The organism is Roseovarius sp. (genome assembly GCF_027019125.1).
Taxonomy (GTDB): domain Bacteria; phylum Pseudomonadota; class Alphaproteobacteria; order Rhodobacterales; family Rhodobacteraceae; genus Roseovarius.
In genome coordinates, this window is record NZ_JALUXE010000027.1 from 54,050 (window position 1) to 73,017 (window position 18,968).

20 protein-coding genes are annotated in these 18,968 nt (G+C 62.3%); 9 read left to right on the forward strand and 11 right to left on the reverse strand.

Going from position 1 to position 18,968, the window contains the following annotated elements; translation table 11 throughout:
- Positions 1-70 precede the first annotated feature (70 nt).
- From MVC20_RS08505 to MVC20_RS08520, 4 genes are read left to right on the forward strand one after another with little or no spacing between them, the layout of a single operon-like run.
- Positions 71-1,147, forward strand: a complete 1,077-nt coding sequence (locus MVC20_RS08505; RefSeq protein ID WP_297541422.1) for an ABC transporter ATP-binding protein — start codon at positions 71-73, stop codon at positions 1,145-1,147.
- Positions 1,140-2,168, forward strand: coding sequence for an ABC transporter permease (locus MVC20_RS08510; RefSeq protein ID WP_297540343.1), 1,029 nt, complete (start codon positions 1,140-1,142; stop codon positions 2,166-2,168). Before MVC20_RS08505 ends, MVC20_RS08510 begins: the two co-directional genes overlap by 8 nt.
- The gene (locus MVC20_RS08515; RefSeq protein WP_297540345.1) at positions 2,165-2,971 is read left to right on the forward strand and encodes an ABC transporter permease; all 807 of its coding nucleotides are present in this window, start codon (positions 2,165-2,167) and stop codon (positions 2,969-2,971) included. The genes MVC20_RS08510 and MVC20_RS08515 overlap by 4 nt, the downstream gene beginning before the upstream one ends.
- Positions 2,968-3,891, forward strand: a complete 924-nt coding sequence (locus tag MVC20_RS08520) for a CehA/McbA family metallohydrolase (protein WP_297540346.1) — start codon at positions 2,968-2,970, stop codon at positions 3,889-3,891. The genes MVC20_RS08515 and MVC20_RS08520 overlap by 4 nt, the downstream gene beginning before the upstream one ends.
- Before the next feature lie 7 nt (positions 3,892-3,898).
- On the opposite strand, the gene MVC20_RS08525 is transcribed toward MVC20_RS08520, so the two are convergent.
- On the reverse strand, positions 3,899-5,512 hold the full coding sequence (locus tag MVC20_RS08525) for a choline dehydrogenase (protein ID WP_297540347.1): 1,614 nt from the start codon (positions 5,510-5,512) through the stop codon (positions 3,899-3,901).
- A 116-nt stretch (positions 5,513-5,628) separates the two neighbouring features.
- Here MVC20_RS08525 and MVC20_RS08530 point away from each other — a divergent pair, with 116 nt between their 5' ends.
- From MVC20_RS08530 to MVC20_RS08545, 4 genes are all read left to right on the forward strand, one after another.
- The gene (locus tag MVC20_RS08530; protein ID WP_297540348.1) at positions 5,629-6,864 is read left to right on the forward strand and encodes a TRAP transporter substrate-binding protein; all 1,236 of its coding nucleotides are present in this window, start codon (positions 5,629-5,631) and stop codon (positions 6,862-6,864) included.
- Positions 6,865-6,966: 102 nt separating this feature from the next.
- A complete protein-coding gene (locus tag MVC20_RS08535) occupies positions 6,967-7,635 on the forward strand; it encodes a TRAP transporter small permease subunit (protein WP_297540349.1) in 669 nt (222 codons plus the stop codon).
- A gap of 1 nt (position 7,636) precedes the next feature.
- Positions 7,637-8,995, forward strand: coding sequence for a TRAP transporter large permease (locus tag MVC20_RS08540; protein WP_297540350.1), 1,359 nt, complete (start codon positions 7,637-7,639; stop codon positions 8,993-8,995).
- A gap of 12 nt (positions 8,996-9,007) precedes the next feature.
- A complete protein-coding gene (locus tag MVC20_RS08545; RefSeq protein WP_297540351.1) occupies positions 9,008-9,772 on the forward strand; it encodes an IclR family transcriptional regulator in 765 nt (254 codons plus the stop codon).
- Between the two features lie 7 nt (positions 9,773-9,779).
- Here the strand turns inward: MVC20_RS08545 and hemF are convergent, their stop codons facing one another.
- The 9 genes from hemF to MVC20_RS08585 form a co-directional block, all read right to left on the reverse strand.
- The gene (gene hemF / locus MVC20_RS08550; RefSeq protein WP_297540352.1) at positions 9,780-10,670 is read right to left on the reverse strand and encodes an oxygen-dependent coproporphyrinogen oxidase; all 891 of its coding nucleotides are present in this window, start codon (positions 10,668-10,670) and stop codon (positions 9,780-9,782) included.
- 28 nt (positions 10,671-10,698) lie between these two features.
- A complete protein-coding gene (locus tag MVC20_RS08555; protein WP_297540353.1) occupies positions 10,699-11,499 on the reverse strand; it encodes an SDR family oxidoreductase in 801 nt (266 codons plus the stop codon).
- A gap of 40 nt (positions 11,500-11,539) precedes the next feature.
- Entirely contained in the window at positions 11,540-12,532 is a 993-nt protein-coding gene (locus MVC20_RS08560; protein WP_297540354.1) for a methyltransferase, read from the reverse strand.
- Position 12,533: 1 nt separating this feature from the next.
- The gene (gene clpS / locus MVC20_RS08565) at positions 12,534-12,872 is read right to left on the reverse strand and encodes an ATP-dependent Clp protease adapter ClpS (protein WP_037274334.1); all 339 of its coding nucleotides are present in this window, start codon (positions 12,870-12,872) and stop codon (positions 12,534-12,536) included.
- A 103-nt stretch (positions 12,873-12,975) separates the two neighbouring features.
- On the reverse strand, positions 12,976-13,650 hold the full coding sequence (locus MVC20_RS08570; protein WP_297540355.1) for an SOS response-associated peptidase: 675 nt from the start codon (positions 13,648-13,650) through the stop codon (positions 12,976-12,978).
- A gap of 13 nt (positions 13,651-13,663) precedes the next feature.
- Positions 13,664-14,320, reverse strand: a complete 657-nt coding sequence (nthA, locus tag MVC20_RS08575; protein WP_297540356.1) for a nitrile hydratase subunit alpha — start codon at positions 14,318-14,320, stop codon at positions 13,664-13,666.
- A complete protein-coding gene (locus MVC20_RS18920; protein ID WP_363320740.1) occupies positions 14,310-14,588 on the reverse strand; it encodes an SH3-like domain-containing protein in 279 nt (92 codons plus the stop codon). Before MVC20_RS18920 ends, nthA begins: the two co-directional genes overlap by 11 nt.
- Positions 14,581-14,919, reverse strand: coding sequence for a ScnB-like protein (locus MVC20_RS18925; protein WP_363320741.1), 339 nt, complete (start codon positions 14,917-14,919; stop codon positions 14,581-14,583). The genes MVC20_RS18920 and MVC20_RS18925 overlap by 8 nt, the downstream gene beginning before the upstream one ends.
- A 40-nt stretch (positions 14,920-14,959) precedes the next feature.
- Positions 14,960-16,024 carry a FliG C-terminal domain-containing protein gene (locus MVC20_RS08585; RefSeq protein ID WP_297540358.1) on the reverse strand — a complete coding sequence of 355 codons (1,065 nt, stop codon included), beginning with the start codon at positions 16,022-16,024 and terminating at the stop codon, positions 14,960-14,962.
- A 125-nt stretch (positions 16,025-16,149) separates the two neighbouring features.
- Between MVC20_RS08585 and rnr the strand changes: the two genes are divergently transcribed.
- A complete protein-coding gene (rnr, locus tag MVC20_RS08590; RefSeq protein ID WP_297540359.1) occupies positions 16,150-18,405 on the forward strand; it encodes a ribonuclease R in 2,256 nt (751 codons plus the stop codon).
- 7 nt (positions 18,406-18,412) lie between these two features.
- Here the strand turns inward: rnr and MVC20_RS08595 are convergent, their stop codons facing one another.
- The gene (locus MVC20_RS08595; protein WP_297540361.1) at positions 18,413-18,946 is read right to left on the reverse strand and encodes an ABC-type transport auxiliary lipoprotein family protein; all 534 of its coding nucleotides are present in this window, start codon (positions 18,944-18,946) and stop codon (positions 18,413-18,415) included.
- Positions 18,947-18,968: the final 22 nt, after the last annotated feature.

Below are 18,968 nucleotides of genomic sequence, written 5' to 3' on the forward strand. Positions count from 1 at the left end.
AGGGTGGCGCGGGGTGATGTCCCCGCGCCCATTTCATGGACAGACCAAGATGACAGTTTCCGCGCGCGGGATGGAGATCACCCTATCCGCTGCCGCCGTCCGATTTGGCGACTTTCAGGCCGTGCATCCCACGGATCTGACCATTCGGGCGGGTGAGTTCTTTTCGATCCTCGGACCCTCGGGATGTGGCAAGACCACGATCCTGCGTCTTGTGTCGGGCTTTCTCGATCCGTCCGAGGGCGATGTGTTGATCGGTGGCCGGTCCATGAGGGGTATCGCTCCCTCGGATCGTCCGACCGCGCTGATCTTTCAGAATCTCGCGCTTTTTCCCTTGATGCCAGTGTGGGAGAATGTGGCCTTTGGCCTTGAAATGCGCGGGTGGAGCAAGGCAAGGCGCCGGGCACGTGCGATCGAGCTGCTCACGATGGTGGCGCTTGGCGATCATGCCGATAAGCTGCCCTCGGAATTGTCGGGTGGTCAGCGTCAGCGCGTGGCGATTGCCCGCGCTCTGGCGGTTGAACCTGCGGTTCTGCTGCTGGACGAACCGCTTTCGGCGCTCGATCTCAAGCTGCGCCAGCATATGCGCACAGAGCTCAAGCAATTGCAGCGCGAGACCGGCATCACCTTTGTCTATATCACCCATGATCAGGGCGAGGCGCTGACCATGTCTGACCGGGTGGCGGTGATGAATGCCGGACGGCTGGTGCAACTGGGCACGGCTGACGACCTCTATGACCGCCCGGCAAACGCCTTTGTTGCCACTTTTGTCGGGGAAACCAACCGTCTTACCGGGCGCATCGATGCGGTAGAGGGGAAGCGCGCGCGCATCGCCACCCCCGAGGGCCCCTTTGTCGCGCCCAATCCGGCGGGTTTGGGGGTGGGAAATCACGCGTTTCTTTTCCTGCGGCCAGAACGGTTGCATGTGCTGACCGAAGGCGACAGCCGCGCCAACATGCTGGCCGGCCGCCTCGTTCGTCGGGATATGGAGGGGGCGTTCTCGACCCTCGTGATCGATACAGGCCAGAGCCATGTGACCGTGCACCGTGTGAATGGGGGAGATGCCCCTCTTGTGGAGGGGGCCGTGTCCCTTGGGTTTTCGCAAGATGCTGGGGTGATCCTGCCCTTGGGCGAGACCGCCAATGACTGAGCTGCGCCGCGCTTTCGGTGCGCCCTTGTCGGCGCTGATCGTTTTTCTGGCAGGCGTCTGGATTCTGGGCCTGATTGCCGCGCCGCAGATCATCATGATCGAACAGTCGTTCTGGACCATGCAGCGCCCCGAGGGCGCGGCCGAACTGTCGGTCAGAATCGACGCGCTCTACAATCGCCTCGATGTTCTGGCGCTGGATCACGCCGCAGCCGCCGATGACGCGGCCCGCGCCGCCATCGACGCCGAGCGCGTTGAGGTGCAGGGCGAAATCACCGCACTCGAAGCCCAGGAAAGCACGCCGGTCAAGACCTGGACACTGTCAAATTACGCACAGATGGGGCAGGCGCATCTGGCCATTTTCGCCAAGACGATCCTCGCTTCTCTTGCCGTGACGGCGATTGCCTTTGTGGTCTGCTATCCCATCGCCTTTGCCATCGCCAAACTGGAGCCGCCGCGCCGGGCGGCGATGATCATGTTGGCGCTGGTGGTGCCTTATGCAATCAACGAACTGCTGCGGGTTTTCGCCTGGCAGATGATCCTGAATTACAGCGGGCCGCTCAACGCGGCACTGGGGTTGGTGGGGATTGGTCCGATCCCCTTTCTCGAAAGCGGCACAGGCGTCTTTGTGGCCATGGTCTATGCCTATATCCTGTTCATGGTCTTTCCGCTCTACAATGTGCTGGAAACGCTCGACACCAATCAGATCGAGGCGGCGCGGGATCTGGGGGCCGGACCGCTTCAGATTCATCGCCGCGTGGTGTTGCCCCATGCCCGGCCCGGTATTGCCGTGGGCTGTATCATGACCTTCATGCTGTCGGCGGGGTCTTATGCGGTGCCCTATATCATGACGCGCGGCACCGCGGATCCGTGGTTCACGCAGCTGGTCTACAACCGCTTTTTCCAGGCAACCAATTGGAACGTGGGGGCGGCCTATGCTCTCAGCCTGCTGGTGGTCTGCACCGGATTCATCTTTGTGATGATGCGTCTGCTCAAGGTGCGGCTCAAGGATATCGCAAAATGAGCGGGCGGGGCAGCGGTCTCATCCTGCGTGTCTATATGGCGCTGTTCTTTGTCTACATGTTCTTGCCGCTCGGGATTATGGTCGTGGCAGGGTTCAATGCCTATTCACCGCCGTCGGTCACGGTCTGGCAGGGGTTCAGCCTGCAGTGGTTTGGTGAATTATGGGCGGATGAGCGGATGCGGTCGGGCTTGCGCAATTCGCTGATCATCGCCGGGTCCGTGATCGCCCTTGCCCTGCCGATGGGATTGGCGGGCGCGCTGCTGCTGGGGCGGTTGGGGGCACGGGCTGCGGGGTTGCTTTACACGTTGATGGTGTCGCCGCTTTTGACGCCGGGGATCATTCTGGGCATCTCAACGGTCATTTTCTGGCGCAACTTCGATGTCGCCGGGGGGCTGTTTACCGCGATCCTTGCACAGACGACATTTGTCGCCTCTTACGCGATGCTCATGTTCATGGCGCGGTTGCAGCGGCAGGATGCAACGCTGGAAGAGGCGGCGCGGGATCTGGGGGCCACGCCCCTGCAGGCGTTTCGCCGGATCACCTTGCCGTTCCTGCGGCCAACCATTGCCACGGCGGCGGTGATCGCGTTCCTGCAGAGTTTCGAGAATTACAATACCACCATGTTTGCCATCGGTGGTCAGCATACGCTGGTGACGGAAATCGGATCACGCATGCGGTTTGGTCTCTCGCCGGTGGTCAATGTCATCGGTATCCTCTTCATCATTGCCACGATCACCTGCGCGGTGGTCTGGGCCATCCTCAAAGAGCGCGAACGCGGCGCCGCAAACGGAGCATCGGCATGATCGACGTATTCTCTGCCCCAGGACGGTTCTGGCGCGGCAATCTGCATACACATTCGACCCGTTCGGACGGGGTGCTGCCCCCCGAGGAAGTCTGTCGTCGCTATGCCGCCGAGGGCTATGATTTCATGGCGTTGACCGATCATTTCGTCGGGCGCTATGACTATCCGATCACCGACACTCGCGCCTATCGCAGCAACCGCTTTACCACACTGCTAGGGGCCGAGTTGCATTCGGGCGCGCTTTCCAACGGGGAGCTTTGGCATATCCTCGCGGTGGGTCTGCCCGATGATTTTACCCCCTCGAATTCCCCCGAGTTCAAGCCGGTGCCGGATCAGGAAACCGGCCCCGAGATTGCTGCGCGGGCGGTCGCCGCCGGGGCGTTTGTCGCTGTGGCACATCCGCAATGGTCTGGATTGACGCTGGCGGATGCGCGTAGCCTCAGCGCAGCGCATGCGGTCGAAATCTACAATCACGGCTGCCATATGGGCTGTGACCGGGGTGACGGATTCGGCATTGCCGATCTCTTGCTCAGTGAGGGGCGGCGCCTGTCGCTGATTGCCACCGATGACGCACATTTTTCTGAGCCCGATCATTTCGGCGGTTGGGTCATGGTCAAGTCCGAGGAAAACTCTCCCGAAGCGTTGCTTGCGGCGCTCAAGGCCGGCCTCTTTTACTCCAGTCAGGGGCCGGAAATTCGCGCGCTCCACGTGGAAGACGGGGCGATCGAGGTGCAATGTTCTGCCGCATCGGCGGTCATGGTGCTGGGCCACGGATCGGCCGGGGTGGCCGTGCATGGCCACTCGATGACACGCGCGCGCATCCCGTTTGATCCCCGTTGTGCCGCCTCACCGTGGCTGCGGGTCACGGTGGTGGATGCGGCTGGCAAACGCGCCTGGTCCAATCCGATCTGGAAGGGCTGAGCCGTGCTCAGCCCGCCGCGCGATCCTCAAGGATCATATCCGAGGCTTTCTCGCCGATCATGATGGCCGGGGCGTTGGTGTTGCCCGAAACGATCTCGGGCATGATCGAGCAATCCGCCACGCGCAGCCCGTCAATGCCATGCACGCGCAGCCGCGCATCCACCACGGTATCTGGTCCCTGTCCCATCTTGCAGGTGCCGGTCGGATGATAGATCGTCGTCGAATAGCGCCGCGCCCAATCCAGTGTGCCCTCGTAATCCTCAAGGTCAAGCGTGCGGTCGGGGCGGAACTCCTCTGAGATCTTTGACGTTAACGGCGCGCAGCGCGCGATGCGTCGGGCGATCTTGATCCCTTCCACGATGGTTCGGCAATCGGTTTCGGTCGAGAGGTAGTTGGGGATAATCTTCGGATATTGGCGCGGATCTCCCGACGCGAGCCGGATTTCTCCTCGGCTTTCTGGCCGCAACTGACAGACCGACATGGTAAAAGCCGAGAAGCGATGCACGCCCTCGCCGGGGCTGTCGGCGGACCAGGGTTGCACATGGAACTGCACATCGGGCGTTTCGACATGGTCGCCGGTGCGCATGAATCCCGTCGCGAGGCTGGCCGCCATGGCCATGGGGCCCGAGCGCGACAGCGCGTATTTCAGCGCGATCCGCGCCTGATTGGTCAGGCTGCGCACCTCGTCGTTCATCGTCGGTTCATGGCATTTGAACACGAGCCGCGCTTGCAGATGGTCCTGCATGTGACGCCCTACCGCCCGCAGGTCATGGCGCACCTTGATTCCGTGGTCCTGCAAATGCGCTGCTTCGCCAATGCCCGAAAGCATCAAGATCTGGGGCGAGCCGATGGCACCAGAGGACAGGATCACCTCGCGCCCCGCCCGGACCACCTGATCTAACCCCGCCCGGTCGCGGTAGGCCACGCCGGTCGCGCGCCGCCCCTCAAGGATGATGTGGCTGGCCTGCGCATGGGTGATGATGGTCAGGTTCGGTCGTTTGCGCGCCGGGTTGAGAAAGGCCACAGCCGCAGAGCACCGCCGCCCGTTGCGCGTGGTCAGTTGGAAATATCCCACGCCCTCTTGCGTGGCCCCGTTGTAATCGGGATTGAACGGATAGCCCGCCTCCTGTGCGGCGGCCACCCAGGCGTCACAGATCGGGCGTTTGAGGCGCATGTCAGAGACCCAAAGCGTGCCCTGATCGCCGTGATACTCATCGGCACCGCGTTCTTGATTTTCAGAGCGTTTGAAGAGCGGCAGCACATCCTTCCACCCCCAGCCCGGATTGCCCATCTGCGCCCAGCGGTCGTAATCCTGCGGTTGACCGCGCACATAGAGCAAGCCGTTGAGCGAGGAAGAACCGCCCAACACCTTGCCGCGTGGCCAGTCGAGCGCACGACCATTCAGCCCCGGATCAGGCTCCGTGCGATAGCACCAATCCACTGCCGGATTGTGCATCGTCTTGAAGTATCCGACGGGAATATGGATCCAAGGGTTCCAGTCTCGGCCACCGGCTTCGAGCAGAACCACCTTGATCGCGGGGTTCGCCGAGAGACGATTCGCCAGGACACATCCGGCAGAGCCCGCGCCGACGATCACGTAATCCGCTGAAATCTCCGACATTCCGGGCCTCCATTTGGTCATTCTTGGTGCAAGAAAAAAATATCCTTGCCAGAATAAGGATAATTCGATCAATATTGAGACTGCAAGTATCAAAATTGCACAATGGGGAGGAGACCATGAAAGTATCGAAAGCCCTGAGCGGAATTTCCCGCCGGGACCTGTTCCGCCTGTCAGGTCAGTTCGGCCTGTCATCCGTGGTATTGGGTGCGGGGGCGCTGACGGGGGCAGTCTCGCTTCCGTCCTTGGCGCGCGCCGCCGAGAGCACCTATGAAAAGCGCTTTGGCAAAGAGCCCAAGCACACGCTGAAATTGGGGGCTGCGGGTTTCAACGCACGCAACCTGTTGATCGAACGCGCCGGCGTTCTGGAATTCGCCCGCGATCTGGAGGAGCGGACCGAGGGTGAAATTCGCGTGGAATTCATCGGCGACAACCAGATCTGTGGTCAGCTCAACTGTGTGGAAAAGACACAGACGGGCGTGGTCGACATGTATGCCGCCTCGACACAGAATTCAGCCGGCGGTGCGCCCTACCTGAACGTCCTCGACTACGCGTATATGTTCCCCAGCCGGGCCGCGCAGTATCACTTCCTCTATAGCCCCGCCTCGCAAAAGATCTTGCGCGAGCCGCTGGAAAAGCGGCATGGCCTCAAATTCCTGTTCTCGCATTGCGAATTGCGCGGCCTTCAGATGGGCAAATCTTTTGCTGACAAGCCCACCGTGACCAAGCTTGAGGAACTGTTCGGCACCAAGAACCGTGTGACCGGCACGCAGTTGGGCCGTATCGCCATGCAATTGCTCAACCTCAACCCGGTGCCGGTGGCCTGGGAGGAAACGCTCGACGGGCTCAAGCAGGGATTGATCGACGGGGCCGAAACCTGGGCCTCTGCCGTGGCTTATGCGAACATGGCCCCCGTCGTCAGCCAGTCGGTTGACCTCAAGTTCTTCTGTGGCACCGAACACACCTCGATGTCGGCCAAGGTGTTCGACGCGATGGAGGCGCATTTGCAGGATGCAATCATGGAGTCCGCCTATCTGGCGCAGGTCCATGTGCAGGCGGCCAACGAGGCGGCGCTTGTCAAGACGGTGGGCTTTTCAGACCCGCAACTGCCCGGCACCATTTTTGCCCAGAACGGCGTGCGCCCCGCGTTTCTCGCCGACGATCAGATCAAGATGGCCGAGGAAATGTGCTCGCCCGAGTTCAATCCGGAGCCTTGGGCGCAGTGGCGTGAGCGGCTCAATGGCTGGGCCGATGGCATCGACACCTATCAGGAAATCTACAACGTCGCGCGCGAGATTCCTGTGGATACGCTGCCCGAGAATGTCGAGCCGCGCCGCTGGTGGCGGTCAGCCTAAGACGATAGGCTCTGATCGGGTCGCGCAATCCGCGTGGCCCGATACCCCAAGCCGCCGACACGTGCGGCACGGACATACGGCAACCCAAAGGGAGGAACGGGCATGACCGGCTGGTTTCAGGGCACAGGCGAGATCCTGAGCGCCCTCATGGCAGGCGATTCCTGGATGTTGAGTCAGGCGATGAACGCCCCGGCGGCCTGGCCGTTGGGCCTGGCTGCAATGCTGGTGCTGGCGTTGGTCATTCTTCTGTTCTATCGCCTCAGCCCTTGGGCAGAGCGCAATCTGGAAAAGACGATCATGGTCGTGTCCTATCTGGCCATCGGCGGGATCATCTTTGTCGAGGTCTTTCGCCGCTTCGTGCTGTCGCAACAGGTGCCATGGTCCACCACGCTGCCGCCGTTTCTGTTTCTCATAATGACCTATTTCGGCTGTAGCTATAACGTGAAATTGCGCACCCACCTGGCCTTTGCCGAATTCCGAAACGCAATGTCGCGGTCGGGGCAGATGGGGTGCCTCATGCTCGACGCGGTGCTGTGGGTCGGGTTCTCTTGGGTCGTGGTTGTGACGTCCACCAAGGTGGCTGTCAATTCGGCCGCGAATTTCCAGATCATGCTGGGCACCGACAATGTCATGCAATGGTGGTTCCTCTTGTCCGTGCCTCTGGCCTTTACCACGCTGGTGGCACGGGTGATAGAGAATGCCGTGACGGATATTGCCAATTTCCGCAGTGGCGAGACCCTGATCTCCCAAGCCGTGATCGGAGGCGACTGACATGAGCGACCCAACTCTCATCACCGCGATCTCCATCGGTGTAACGTTTCTCTTCATGCTGGGTGTGCCGGTGTTTCTGGTCATTGGCTATTGGGTGATCGGCGTTTCCTTCGTTCTCGGTATGCCGCTCCAGAATATCGGCGGGGCGCTCGGGGATGTGTTCACCGACGGCTTTGCGCTTCTGGCGATGCCGCTCTTTATTCTGACCGGCGATCTCATCAACCGATCCGGGATCGCGCGGCGCTTGAGCGATTTCGCCTATGCCTGCCTTGGCTGGATACGGGGCGGGTTGGCCATGGCGGCGCTTGGCGCTTGCGGGCTGTTCGCGGCAATCTCGGGGTCCAACTCGGCCACGACGGCGACCATCGGCTCGATGCTGCACCCCGAGATGGTCAAGGGTGGCTATGATGCGCGCTTTTCGGCTGCGACAGCGGCGGCGGGCGGCACGGTGGGCATCATCATCCCGCCCTCGATCATCTTCATCGTCTATGGTTTCTTGCTCAACCTGCCGATTTCCGAACTCTTTGTCGCGGGCATCATTCCGGGCACACTGATGGTGTTGGCCATGATGCTGGCGGCCTTCCTGATCTGCTGGCGCAATGGCTGGGGTTTCCTCATCCCGCTCAGCCCGCTGCGCGTCTTCAAGACCGCCATCGGCGCTTGGTTGGGCTTTTTTGCCATCGGCCTCGTGCTCTGGGGCATCTACACCGGCAAATTCTCACCTACTGAGGCGGCGGGTGTGACGGTGGGGTTTTGCGTTATTGTGGGCTTTCTTAGCCTGCCGCTCTACAAGCTGATGGGCGGTGCCAAGGGGCGGGACGTCAGCGAAAAGAAGATCTCGGAAATGCTGGTGGTCGAAGGTTTCAGCCCGCTGGAGTTACCCTCGATCACGATGCGCTCGGCGCAGATCACGGGCATTCTCGCGCCGCTCATCGCGGTCTCGGTGGTGATGCAGCAAATCCTGTCGGTTCTGGGTGCGCAGGAAGTGATCGGAAATTTCGTGACCTCAATGGGTGGCTATTACGCGGTGCTCTTTACCTCGATGGCCATCGTCTTTGTCTGCGGCATGGTGCTCGAGAGCCTGCCGGTGACGATCATCCTCGCCCCCATTCTGGCCCCTATCGCCCATTCCGTCGGGGTCGAGCCGGTGCAGTTCGCGGTTATCTTCCTGGTCGGCGCCTCGATCGGGTTTGTCACGCCGCCCTATGGTCTCAACCTTTATGTGGCCTCCGGGGTGACGGGCGTTCCCTATTTCAAGCTGTTGCGCTACACCGTGCCCTATCTCGTGGCGCTCTTGTCGGTCTGGTTGCTCGTGGCTCTGGTGCCGGTCCTTTCAACGGCGCTGCTTCCGCAACGGTAGAAGGGGCTGATCATGGATGGCGACGACGCAGGAACGATCCCAACCAATCTGCGGCTTTTGCTCGTGCTTGAGGAAATTGCGCGTGTGGGCGTGCCGGTGACGCCCACAGAGATCAATGCAACGCTCGGGCTGCCCAAGCCAACCATCCATCGCCTCTTTTCCACGCTGGAAGGAGAAGGATTTCTCCAGCGCGACATGGATGGGCGCACCTATTCGCCGGGACCGCGCCTGCGCACGATGGCGGGCGGCATCCTTTCGTCGCTGCGCATTCGTACGGCGCGGCAGGCGATCCTCAAACGGTTGAGCGGAGAGATCGGCGAGACCTGCAACATCGCCCTGCCGGATCGGGACGCGATGATCTATCTCGAACGGGTCGAGACGCAATGGCCGCTGCGGATACAGCTGCCCATCGGTACGCGCGTGCCGTTCTATTGTACCGCAAGCGGCAAGATGTATCTCAGCACGCTGGCGCGCAGCCATCTTGTGCGCTACCTGTCGGCCACTGATCTTGTGGCCCGCACCCCGAATACTCTGACCGATCCCGACGCGCTCTTGGCAGAAATTCAGCTTGTGCGTGATCAGGGCTATTCGCTCGACCGAGAAGAGTTCATGGAGGATATGATTGCCCTCGCTGTGCCGATCCTCGATGTCAATGACCGGTTGATGGCGACGCTCGCCTTTCATGCGCCAACGCAACGCTTCAGCATCGCGCAGGCGCTGGAATTCTTGGATGCAATGCGCGCGGCGGCGGCGGATTTGTCGAAACTGGTCGCCTGAGACGCGCTCAGACCCATTTTGCCAGAGGTGGCAGGCTCATCAACACGGCGTTGGCATCGTGTCCCGTGGCCAGCCCGAATTTGGTGCCCCGGTCATAGACGAGGTTGTATTCGGCGTAGAGGCCGCGATGCAGAAGCTGCGTGTCCTTGTCCGCGTCCGACCACGGCTGACTCCTGCGCTTTTCCACCAGCGGCACATAGGCGGGCAGAAAGGCGCGCCCGATGTCCTGCGTCAGCGCAAAATCGGCTTCCCAATCGCCTGTGTTGCGGTCATCCATGAAAATTCCGCCCACGCCGCGCGCCCGGTTGCGATGCGGCACATAGAAATACTCATCAGCCCAGGCTTTGAGCTTGGGATAGAGATCCGACCCGTGCGGGTCGAGATGCGCCTGCTGCTGTGCATGGAAATGCGCCGTATCCTCGGGATACTCGATGCAAGGATTGAGATCAGAGCCACCACCGAACCACCACGCATGAGGGGTCCAGAACATGCGGGTGTTCATATGCACGGCCGGGCAGTGCGGATTTTGCATATGCGCAACAAGGCTGATGCCAGAAGCCCAGAACCGCGGGTCGCTGTCCATGCCTGGCACGCCCCGCGCGGCCATCGCACGCTGGGCCGCTTCGCCCAAGGTGCCGTACACTTCGGAGACATTGACGCCGACCTTTTCAAACACACGGCCGCCACGCATCACGCTCATGAGCCCACCGCCGGCGTCCGATCCGTCATCGCTGTGGCGGCGGGTCTCGCTGACCTCGAACCGTCCGGGCGCCGCCTCTGACATCGGTCCGGTGGCATGGCTGTCTTCCAACCCCTCGAAAGCGGCGACGATGTCGTTGCGCAATTGGCGGAACCATGCGGCGGCGCGGGTCTTCTGCTGGGTGAAATCGTCGGTCATTCGTTTAGTCCTAGGGCCATGATGCCTATTAGTGCGCCGGGGCCGCACAGGGGTCAAGCAGGGTGCGTCCGCCATCCACCGTCATGATTTGCCCGGTCATGAATGCCGACCCATCGCAGGCCAGATAATGCACCGCCTCGGCTAGTTCCGCCGCCGAGGCAATCCGCCCCAGAGGAGTGTGACACTCGATGTCAGAGCGGTAATCGCTGTGTTCCCTCAGCGTCTCCTTGAGCGATGCGCTCATGACCGAGCCAAAGGCCAGAGCGTTGACGCGAATACGGTGCGGTGCCAGAGCAAGGGCGAGGCTACGTGTCATCTGATCGAGGGCGGCTGAGGAAACCGAATACGCCAAGAGATCCGGATGCGTGCAGCGCGCGGCGATGGATGAGAGATTGACGATGGTTCCCGCGCTGCCCTCGGTCTGACCCTCGGATTGCTTGATCATTCGGCGCGCGACTTGCTGGCTCATGCGCAGGGCGGTCAAGAGGTTCTGTTCCAGCAGCATCTCGACCGCATCGTCATCCGGGTTGAGCGCGTCTGACGGTACGATCTGGCGGCAGGCGTTGACAAGGATATCCACCTGTTCGAAAGCGTCGATCGTCGCTGACAGGAGATTGGCCTGCGTCAGCTTTTGCCGCAGGTCGCCCGCAAAATATCTGATGTTGCTGCTGTCGTCATTCTCGCCCAATTCCTTGACCAGGCGTGCCTCATCCATATCGGCAAAGACGACATTGGCGCCCTTGTCCGCGAAATGGCGCCCGATGGCGAGCCCGATACCATTGGCTCCCCCGGTGACGATGGCGGTTTTTCCGGTGATCGAGAAGGACATGTCTGGCCTTTCAAGCTGGGTCCATGGCGTACGGGCGGTGCTATCTGCCCTGTCGCATCGGACGGCTGGCGTGGAGGATCTTGAAGCGCGTATCGCCCGCAACCTCGAGGACCGAGGTAAAGGCCTGCGCAAGCGTGGTTTCATAAGGCAGGTGGCGGTTCGCGACCATCCAAACGCTGCCCGAGGGTTTGAGCATGCCCGCTGCCGCGCGGATGAAGGCGCGGCCAAGATCGGGATCGGCACTGCGGCTTTCGTGAAAGGGCGGATTCATGATGACGGTGTCGGCACGCGTCTCGGGCTGCCAGACGGTTGCATCGGCCCAGTGGAACTGTGCGCGTGGATCCGTCACATTCTGCCGTGCGCAGGCGAGTGCGGCGTGATCCGCCTCGACCAGATCAAGGCGCGTGATGCTTGCGCGCTCCAGTGCGCGTGCACTCAGATAGCCCCAACCCGCGCCCAGATCGACCACATGCGCGCCAAGCGCCTGCGGCAGGGTTTCGGCCAAAAGCTGCGAGGCCGGATCGACGGCATCGGCGGAAAAAACGCCCGGTGCGGTGACATAACTGCCTGAAATGGGCTGCGGTGCGGTGGCGGCCCAATCGGCAAACTCCGGGCCTGCGGCAAAACTGAAAATCTTGCCATGCGCCTTGGACAGTGGCGCGCTGACCGTCACGCGGCGACGGCAATCGCGTAGCACCGATTCGATCCCATCGGTCTTGAGCCCATCCACGATGACCACGCCATCGGTGACAGCGGCCGCCTCTGCCAGGAGCGCGTGCGCCCGCGCCTTGGCGCGGGGCAGACAGAGAATGGCAACACCATACCGCCCCTCGGGGGCTATGGCACAGTCATATCCCAAGCCGGCAAAGTGATCGTAGTCGGGCTTGAACGCTGTGATCACTTGCACGCGCTCTTTTGGCAGAGCCGACAGATCAGCGCCTGCGCGCGGGGTGAATACGGCAACGCGTCCTGTCTCGGGCAGGGTCGCAACCCCGTCGGCGAGGGCAAGTGTCAGGCGAGTGGCAAGGGCCAAGCTATTCTTTTTCCATGGTGCATTGCAGCGGATGTTGGTGACGACGGGCAAAGTCCATCACCTGAGCCACTTTGGTTTCGGCGATTTCGTGGCTGAACACACCAACAACCGCCAGCCCCTTCTTGTGCACGGTCAGCATGATTTCAAAGGCCTGAGCATGTGACATGCCGAAAAATCGCTCGAGCACGGCGACGACGAATTCCATCGGTGTGTAATCGTCATTCAGTAGCAGAACCTTGTAAAGCGGTGGGCGTTTGGTCTTGGGGCGTGTTGCAACGACCACCGCGGGATCGCCCGCGTCTTCCTTGGGCCCGGTCAGTGTCATCGGATGCTGGATCATTTCAGTCGCACACTCGGATCATTGCCATGTGACAGGGTCTCTTTCATGACGTCTATATATCGTTTGACCGGGGTTAGAAAAGGGTCCCAGTGAAAGAAGCCATTCAATCCGCCGTGTCGGGGATCGGCGCGATCAGGTCCGGGCCGTGCGCACGGTTGGAATTTACCGCAGGGGTGACGCGCCACATCTCCAGACAGTCCTCGGGCGCAGGGCGCATCAGCCGCGCCGCGCCATGCCCCGCCTCGCCCAGCCAGAGCGGCCAGTCCTTTGGCTCGAGTATCACGGGCATGCGATGATGCAGCCGCGCCATGGTGTCATTGGCGGCGCAGGTCACAATCGCGCAGGTCTCGATCCGCTCGGTGCCGCGCGTCCAGCTTTGCCAGATTCCGGCCATGACCAGCGGTGCGCCATCCCGCCGCCGTATGAACCACGGCAGGCGGCTGTCGCCGTTGCGGGTCCATTCGTAGAAACCCGTGCATGGGATCAGGCAGCGGCGCGTGCGCGCCGCCTCGCGAAAGGCGGGCTTGTCGGCGATGGTTTCGGCGCGGGCATTGATCAAGAGCGGTCCGGCAGTCAGGCTGTCATACCAGGAGGGCAGGAATCCCCACCGCAGGGCCGACAGCCGCCGAGCGCTGCTCTCTCCCATGCGGACGGCGGCAATCCGCGCTGTAGGACAGACGTTGTAATCAGGGGGCTGAGGCAGGTCATTGTCGGGAGCCGCGCCAAAGAGTTGCGCCATCGCGTCATTGGGCAGGGTGATGACAAAGCGCCCGCACATGCCTGTCGTCGGGTCAGGGTTGACGGGGCAGGCCGGTGCCGATCATCGAATCGCGCGTGACGAGACTGGCCAATTGCGCCTCGTCCAGACCCTCTGTGCCTTCGGGGCGTGCCGGTAGCACGATATAGCGCATGTCGGCGGTGCTGTCGTGGACGCGCACTGTGACATCATCGGGCAGATCGAGGCCGAATTCGCGCAGGACCGCGCGCGGTTCGCGCACTGCGCGGCTGCGATATTCCCGCGTCTTGTACCAATCGGGTGGCAGGCCCAAGAGATTGCGCGGATAGCAGGAGCAGAGCGTGCAGACGATGAGATTATGGGTCTGCGCGGTATTCTCGACCGCGATCAAATGGAGTGGACCGATATCGAACCCCATCTCGCGGCTCGCCGCAGAGGCATCGGCCAAGAGCCGCGTCTTGAAGTCGGGATCAACCCAAGCGCGCGCCACCACCGCCGCGCCATTGGCCGGGGAGCGGGCATCCATCGCCTCGATCTGTGCGGCAATCTCGGTGGGGGTAAGATGGCCCTTTTCCAGCAGCAACTCGCGCACCGCGATTTCCATGCGCTGCCAATAGGTCAGTGGGCCATCATTATCGGTGCGGTAAGGGTGTCCAGAGGGGCTCATTCCCTCGTGGTGGAAATGGTCGTGATCGTGGTGGTCATGAGGCATGGTGATCCACCTTTTCGAGCCAATGCGCGTAGAGTTCGGCATCGAGCGTGTCGTCAGGGTTCTCGGCCGCCTCACCCCAGATGTCGCGCATCGAAAAACGCACGCGAAAAAGCGGTTTTTCCTCGGCGGGCAGGCCATAGGCCAATTGCTCGGGATTGCGGAACGCCCCCAAGGGCCGCTCGATCACGCCCACCTTGCCGCGCAGATACCACGGCGCGCGAACATGGCCCGGCGGCGTGAGAGCCTTGACCCGCACCCGCTCAGCCATCTTGCGCCTCGGCATAGGTGGGGCCGCGGGCCGCGACCGCGTCCATCCGGGCGGCCAGTTCTTCCAGCGAATAGACTCCGGCTTCCAGCAGGTTCTGGTTCACGGCGGCGATCCAGCGTTCGTAATAGGAGTATTTCTCGAAGGCGTCCTCGCCCATATCCTCGAGCGCGCGGCGCAGCCCGTCGACGGTAAACAGTCCCTTTTGCCCGCAGAGCACCATCAGCGCGTCGATACGCTTCTCCCAAAGGGCGAAGTCATGCCCTTCCATCGGCACAGGCCCGGCAGCCTGTCCGCCCATGTCATGCCAACGGCGTCCATTCCAATCGCTCATGACAAGAAGCGTAGGAGGGAAGGCAGGGCTTGTCCAGAGGTCACGCGCCATCGTCCTCAGGGGCGGTGACATAGGCGATCTCGCCTGCCGCCTCGAGGGTGCGCACGGCGTTGACCACCGCGGTCATTGCCTCTTCGGCATCGCGCAGGCGTACGCGGCCGCGCTCTTGGATCTCCTCTCGCATGGCCTCGGCCATACGTTTACCCATGTTGTTGAGGATGAACTCGGCCACCGGTGCCAGATCGCCCGAGGCAGCGCCGGCCAGCGCCGTGACCAGCACTGCCTGATCCACTTCGCGGGTGATACGGGGAATATCCGTTGGCTTCACGCGCTCGGGAATATGCACGAAGGTAAATATCGCGCGGCGCACAAGGGCCGCGAATTCCTGATCGGCTTCGTCCAGCCCGGTCAGCACGTCATCGCGCGTCGCGGCGGGGGAGAAGTTGAGGATTGCGCCGACACGCTCGACCGCCCCTTGGGCAAAGGCGGTCTCTGGAATGTCATGCAGTTCCGCCGCGAGCGCCAGACCGATCCTGTCCACCGCTTCCGGGCTGACCACGCCGGTTTGCGACACTGCATAGGTGATCCGCCGCGCCAGTTCACCGGGCAGTTTGCCCAAGAGATCCGCCGCGCGCGCCACGTCGAGCTTGGACAACAGCACCGCCGCGACCTCGGTGCTCTCGCGTTCGACAATCGGGATGAGCGCGTCGAGATCGGCCTTTTTGACCTGTTCCCAGGGATCGCCCTGCTGACGCACGCCTGCCTCTTTGCGCAGGCGCGCGGCGGTTTGAGGACTGATCCGACCATCAAGCGCGCTGAGCGCCCCCGCCACCCCGCGTGGAAAGGTCAGGCCCATGCCCTCCAACTCCTGCGCGAACTCCGCGACCACATCGGCGAGCGTGCCGCGATCGACATAGCGCATCGATCCCATCTGTGTGGTCAACCGAGCCTGGAGCACATCCGGCAGGTCGGTCAACGCGATGTCCGCCCCCTCATTGATCAGAAACCGGACGATGATCGCTGCCTTTTGTGACCGCGTGAGATGGGCCGTCACCCCGCCACGATGGGGCGGGGCCAGACGGGCCAGTGGAGTTGGTGCTTTCATCGTGCGCCTTTCTGCGGGTCAGGGCTGAGCTTAGAGGCCAAAGGGTGAAGAATTCTCTAAACATGACGCGGGATTTCAGTGGTTTCCCGGATGACGCCGCCCGTGCTTCGTGCTAGGGCCGATCCATGAGCCAGATGCCCAGCAAGATCGAAGTCCTGCAATGGATTTCGGAGAACCCGACCCTCACCGCGAAACGCGATATTGCCAAGGCCTTTGGCATCAAGGGGGCTGCGCGGATCGACCTCAAGCGCCTGCTCAAGGAACTGGAGGACGAGGGCCATCTGGAAAAGCGTAAAAAGACCTATCGCGATCCCGATCGCCTGCCACCGGTGAGCGTCTTGCAAGTGACGGGGCCAGCCTCGGACGGTGAATTGCTGGCGCGCCCGTTGGAGTGGGCGGGCGAGGGGCTGGAGCCTGTGGTGCTGCTGATCCCGCGCGCCACTGATCCCGCGATGGGGGCAGGCGACCGTATTCTGGCGCGTCTGCAAGAGGTCAAGGGCGAGACCCACCATTACGAGGCGCGACTGATCCGTCGCATCGGCACCAATCCACGCAAGGTCTTGGGGATTTTCCGCAAGGGGGCCGAGGGGGGGCGTATCCTGCCCATCGACAAGGGCGACGGCAAGGAATGGCTGGTGGCGGCGGATGCCACGGGCGGTGCGCATGATGGTGAGCTTGTCGAAGGGGAACAGGCGGGGCCGGTGGGACGCATGGGCCTGCCGCGGGCGCGGGTGCTCGACCGGCTGGGCGATCCCTCGGCACCCAAGGCCGTGTCGCTGATTGCGATCCATCAGCACGGAATCCCCGATACCTTTCCCGATGCGGTGATCGCCGAGGCGGATGCGATGAAACCTGCGGGCCTCAAGGGGCGCGAGGATCTGCGCGACATGCCGCTGATTACCATCGACCCATGGGATGCGCGCGATCATGACGATGCGGTCTGGGCCCATGCCGATGACGATCCCAAGAACCCAGGCGGGCATGTGATCTGGGTCGCGATTGCCGATGTGGCGCATTACGTGCGCCCCGGCACGGCGCTGGACCACGAAGCGCGCAAGCGCGGCAACTCGAGCTATTTTCCCGACCGTGTCGTGCCGATGTTGCCCGACCGGCTGTCGGGCGATCTGTGTTCGCTGCACGAAGGGGTGCCGCGCGCCTGTATCGCCGTGCGGATGCAGATCACCGAGACTGGCGACAAGATCGGGCATCGGTTTGTGCGCGGTCTCATGCGCTCTGCCGCCTCGCTGACCTATCAACAGGTGCAAGCGGCGCAGGATGGCGCGCCAGATGACAAATGCGCGCCACTCATGGAGGAGGTGATCAAGCCGCTTTATGCTGCCTATGCCGCCCTTGAAGAGGCGCGGCGGCGGCGTCAGCCGCTCGATCTCGACCTGCCCGAGCGCAAGGTTGTGCTGAGCGATGCGGGCAAGGTTCTGTCGGTGAATTTCACCGAACGACTGGAGGCCCACCGGCTGATCGAGGAGTGTATGGTGCTGGCCAATGTGGCCGCAGCTGAAACGCTGGTCGCGCGCAAATCGGCGCTCTTGTTTCGGGTGCATGAGGAACCAAGCCCCGAAAAACTCGATGCGCTGCGCGACGTGGCGGCGGCGGCGGGGATGGTGCTGGCCAAGGGGCAGGTGCTCAAGACCGCGCATCTCAACGCGCTTTTGCATGCCGCGCGCGATACGGATCATTCCGAGGTCATCAACATGTCCACCCTGCGGGCGATGACGCAGGCCTATTATGCGCCGCAGAATTTCGGGCATTTCGGATTGGCCCTGCAGGCCTATGCGCATTTCACCTCGCCCATTCGGCGCTATTCCGATCTGGTGGTCCACCGGGCACTGATTTCGGCGCATGGCTGGGGCAAAGATGGCCTCAGCCACGAAGAAGAAGCGCAGCTTGAGGCCACAGCGCAGCATATCTCCGACACCGAGCGCCGGTCGATGATGGCCGAGCGTGACACCAATGACCGCTATCTGGCGGCGTTTCTGTCGGAACGTCTGGGCGAGGAATTCACCGGACGGATCAGCGGCATCGCCAAGTTTGGCGTCTTTGTGAAACTGGACGAGACCGGGGCGGATGGCCTGATCCCTGTGCGCTCATTGGGGCGCGAGTATTTTCATTTCGACCGTGAAGCAGGGACACTGATGGGGTCTGACACCGGTCTTTTGATCGGGTTGGGGCAGCGCGTCACGGTCAAGCTGGCCGAGGCCGCGCCGGTGACAGGGGGCATCGCGCTGGAACTCGTGAGCCTTGATGGCGAGACTTTGCCCAAAGGTCCACGCGCCACCCGCGGCAAACCACCCAAACGCAAACTGGGCAGCGCCAAGCGCAAAGCGGCGGTTGAACGCCGCAAGGCGGAACGTAAGCGGCGGTAACGCAGGTCTATCGCAGCCCGTCGCGGGCGATTGCAACCGCAAGATCCCGCACCGCCTGGGAGCGCGCGGCTGCGATGGCGGTGGCCCCCGCTTCAAGCGGCACCGGCACGCTCAGATCAAAGAGTTGCGCCCTTGCCCGGCCGGTCTCGGACGACACGAAATATTGCCCGGCAAGGCGGAATACACCGCTCTCCTGTGCCAGCATGTCTTCGACCCGCACCTCGACCTGCGCCTCGGGAAATCCGCCAAATGGCCAAGGCTCTGCCGCGATCCTGGCACCCGTGATCTGCGCCAGATGGCGGCTGAGTTCCAGCGTGATGGCGCGGCTTGGGTCATCTGCCCAGAAGAGGCCCGGTTGGGTGCGCAATACGCCCGCCGCATCCGAGAGATAGATGTCCTCGCCCGCCGCGTAACCCGGCAAGGACACTTCGCGCAGCGCGACCGACGCAAAGGCGATCCGCTGCTTGGTCTCGACCGGCGCGCGCGGCACGGTCAGGCGCTGTTCGGGGACCGATGCACAAGCCGCGAGAGCGGCCAACATGAGAAGGGCGGAAAATCTCTTC

Excerpts from the sequence above, each read along its gene's own strand:
- MVC20_RS08505 (WP_297541422.1), top strand. The coding sequence starts at position 71 with ATGGAGATCACCCTATCCGCTGCCGCCGTCCGATTTGGCGACTTTCAG.
- MVC20_RS08510 (WP_297540343.1), top strand. The coding sequence starts at position 1,140 with ATGACTGAGCTGCGCCGCGCTTTCGGTGCGCCCTTGTCGGCGCTGATC.
- MVC20_RS08515 (WP_297540345.1), top strand. The coding sequence starts at position 2,165 with ATGAGCGGGCGGGGCAGCGGTCTCATCCTGCGTGTCTATATGGCGCTG.
- MVC20_RS08520 (WP_297540346.1), top strand. The coding sequence starts at position 2,968 with ATGATCGACGTATTCTCTGCCCCAGGACGGTTCTGGCGCGGCAATCTG.
- MVC20_RS08525 (WP_297540347.1), bottom strand. The coding sequence starts at position 5,512 with ATGTCGGAGATTTCAGCGGATTACGTGATCGTCGGCGCGGGCTCTGCC.
- MVC20_RS08530 (WP_297540348.1), top strand. The coding sequence starts at position 5,629 with ATGAAAGTATCGAAAGCCCTGAGCGGAATTTCCCGCCGGGACCTGTTC.
- MVC20_RS08535 (WP_297540349.1), top strand. The coding sequence starts at position 6,967 with ATGACCGGCTGGTTTCAGGGCACAGGCGAGATCCTGAGCGCCCTCATG.
- MVC20_RS08540 (WP_297540350.1), top strand. The coding sequence starts at position 7,637 with ATGAGCGACCCAACTCTCATCACCGCGATCTCCATCGGTGTAACGTTT.
- MVC20_RS08545 (WP_297540351.1), top strand. The coding sequence starts at position 9,008 with ATGGATGGCGACGACGCAGGAACGATCCCAACCAATCTGCGGCTTTTG.
- hemF (WP_297540352.1), bottom strand. The coding sequence starts at position 10,670 with ATGACCGACGATTTCACCCAGCAGAAGACCCGCGCCGCCGCATGGTTC.
- MVC20_RS08555 (WP_297540353.1), bottom strand. The coding sequence starts at position 11,499 with ATGTCCTTCTCGATCACCGGAAAAACCGCCATCGTCACCGGGGGAGCC.
- clpS (WP_037274334.1), bottom strand. The coding sequence starts at position 12,872 with ATGATCCAGCATCCGATGACACTGACCGGGCCCAAGGAAGACGCGGGC.
- MVC20_RS08570 (WP_297540355.1), bottom strand. The coding sequence starts at position 13,650 with ATGTGCGGGCGCTTTGTCATCACCCTGCCCAATGACGCGATGGCGCAA.
- nthA (WP_297540356.1), bottom strand. The coding sequence starts at position 14,320 with ATGCCTCATGACCACCACGATCACGACCATTTCCACCACGAGGGAATG.
- MVC20_RS18920 (WP_363320740.1), bottom strand. The coding sequence starts at position 14,588 with ATGGCTGAGCGGGTGCGGGTCAAGGCTCTCACGCCGCCGGGCCATGTT.
- MVC20_RS18925 (WP_363320741.1), bottom strand. The coding sequence starts at position 14,919 with ATGAGCGATTGGAATGGACGCCGTTGGCATGACATGGGCGGACAGGCT.
- MVC20_RS08585 (WP_297540358.1), bottom strand. The coding sequence starts at position 16,024 with ATGAAAGCACCAACTCCACTGGCCCGTCTGGCCCCGCCCCATCGTGGC.
- rnr (WP_297540359.1), top strand. The coding sequence starts at position 16,150 with ATGAGCCAGATGCCCAGCAAGATCGAAGTCCTGCAATGGATTTCGGAG.
- MVC20_RS08595 (WP_297540361.1), bottom strand. The coding sequence starts at position 18,946 with ATGTTGGCCGCTCTCGCGGCTTGTGCATCGGTCCCCGAACAGCGCCTG.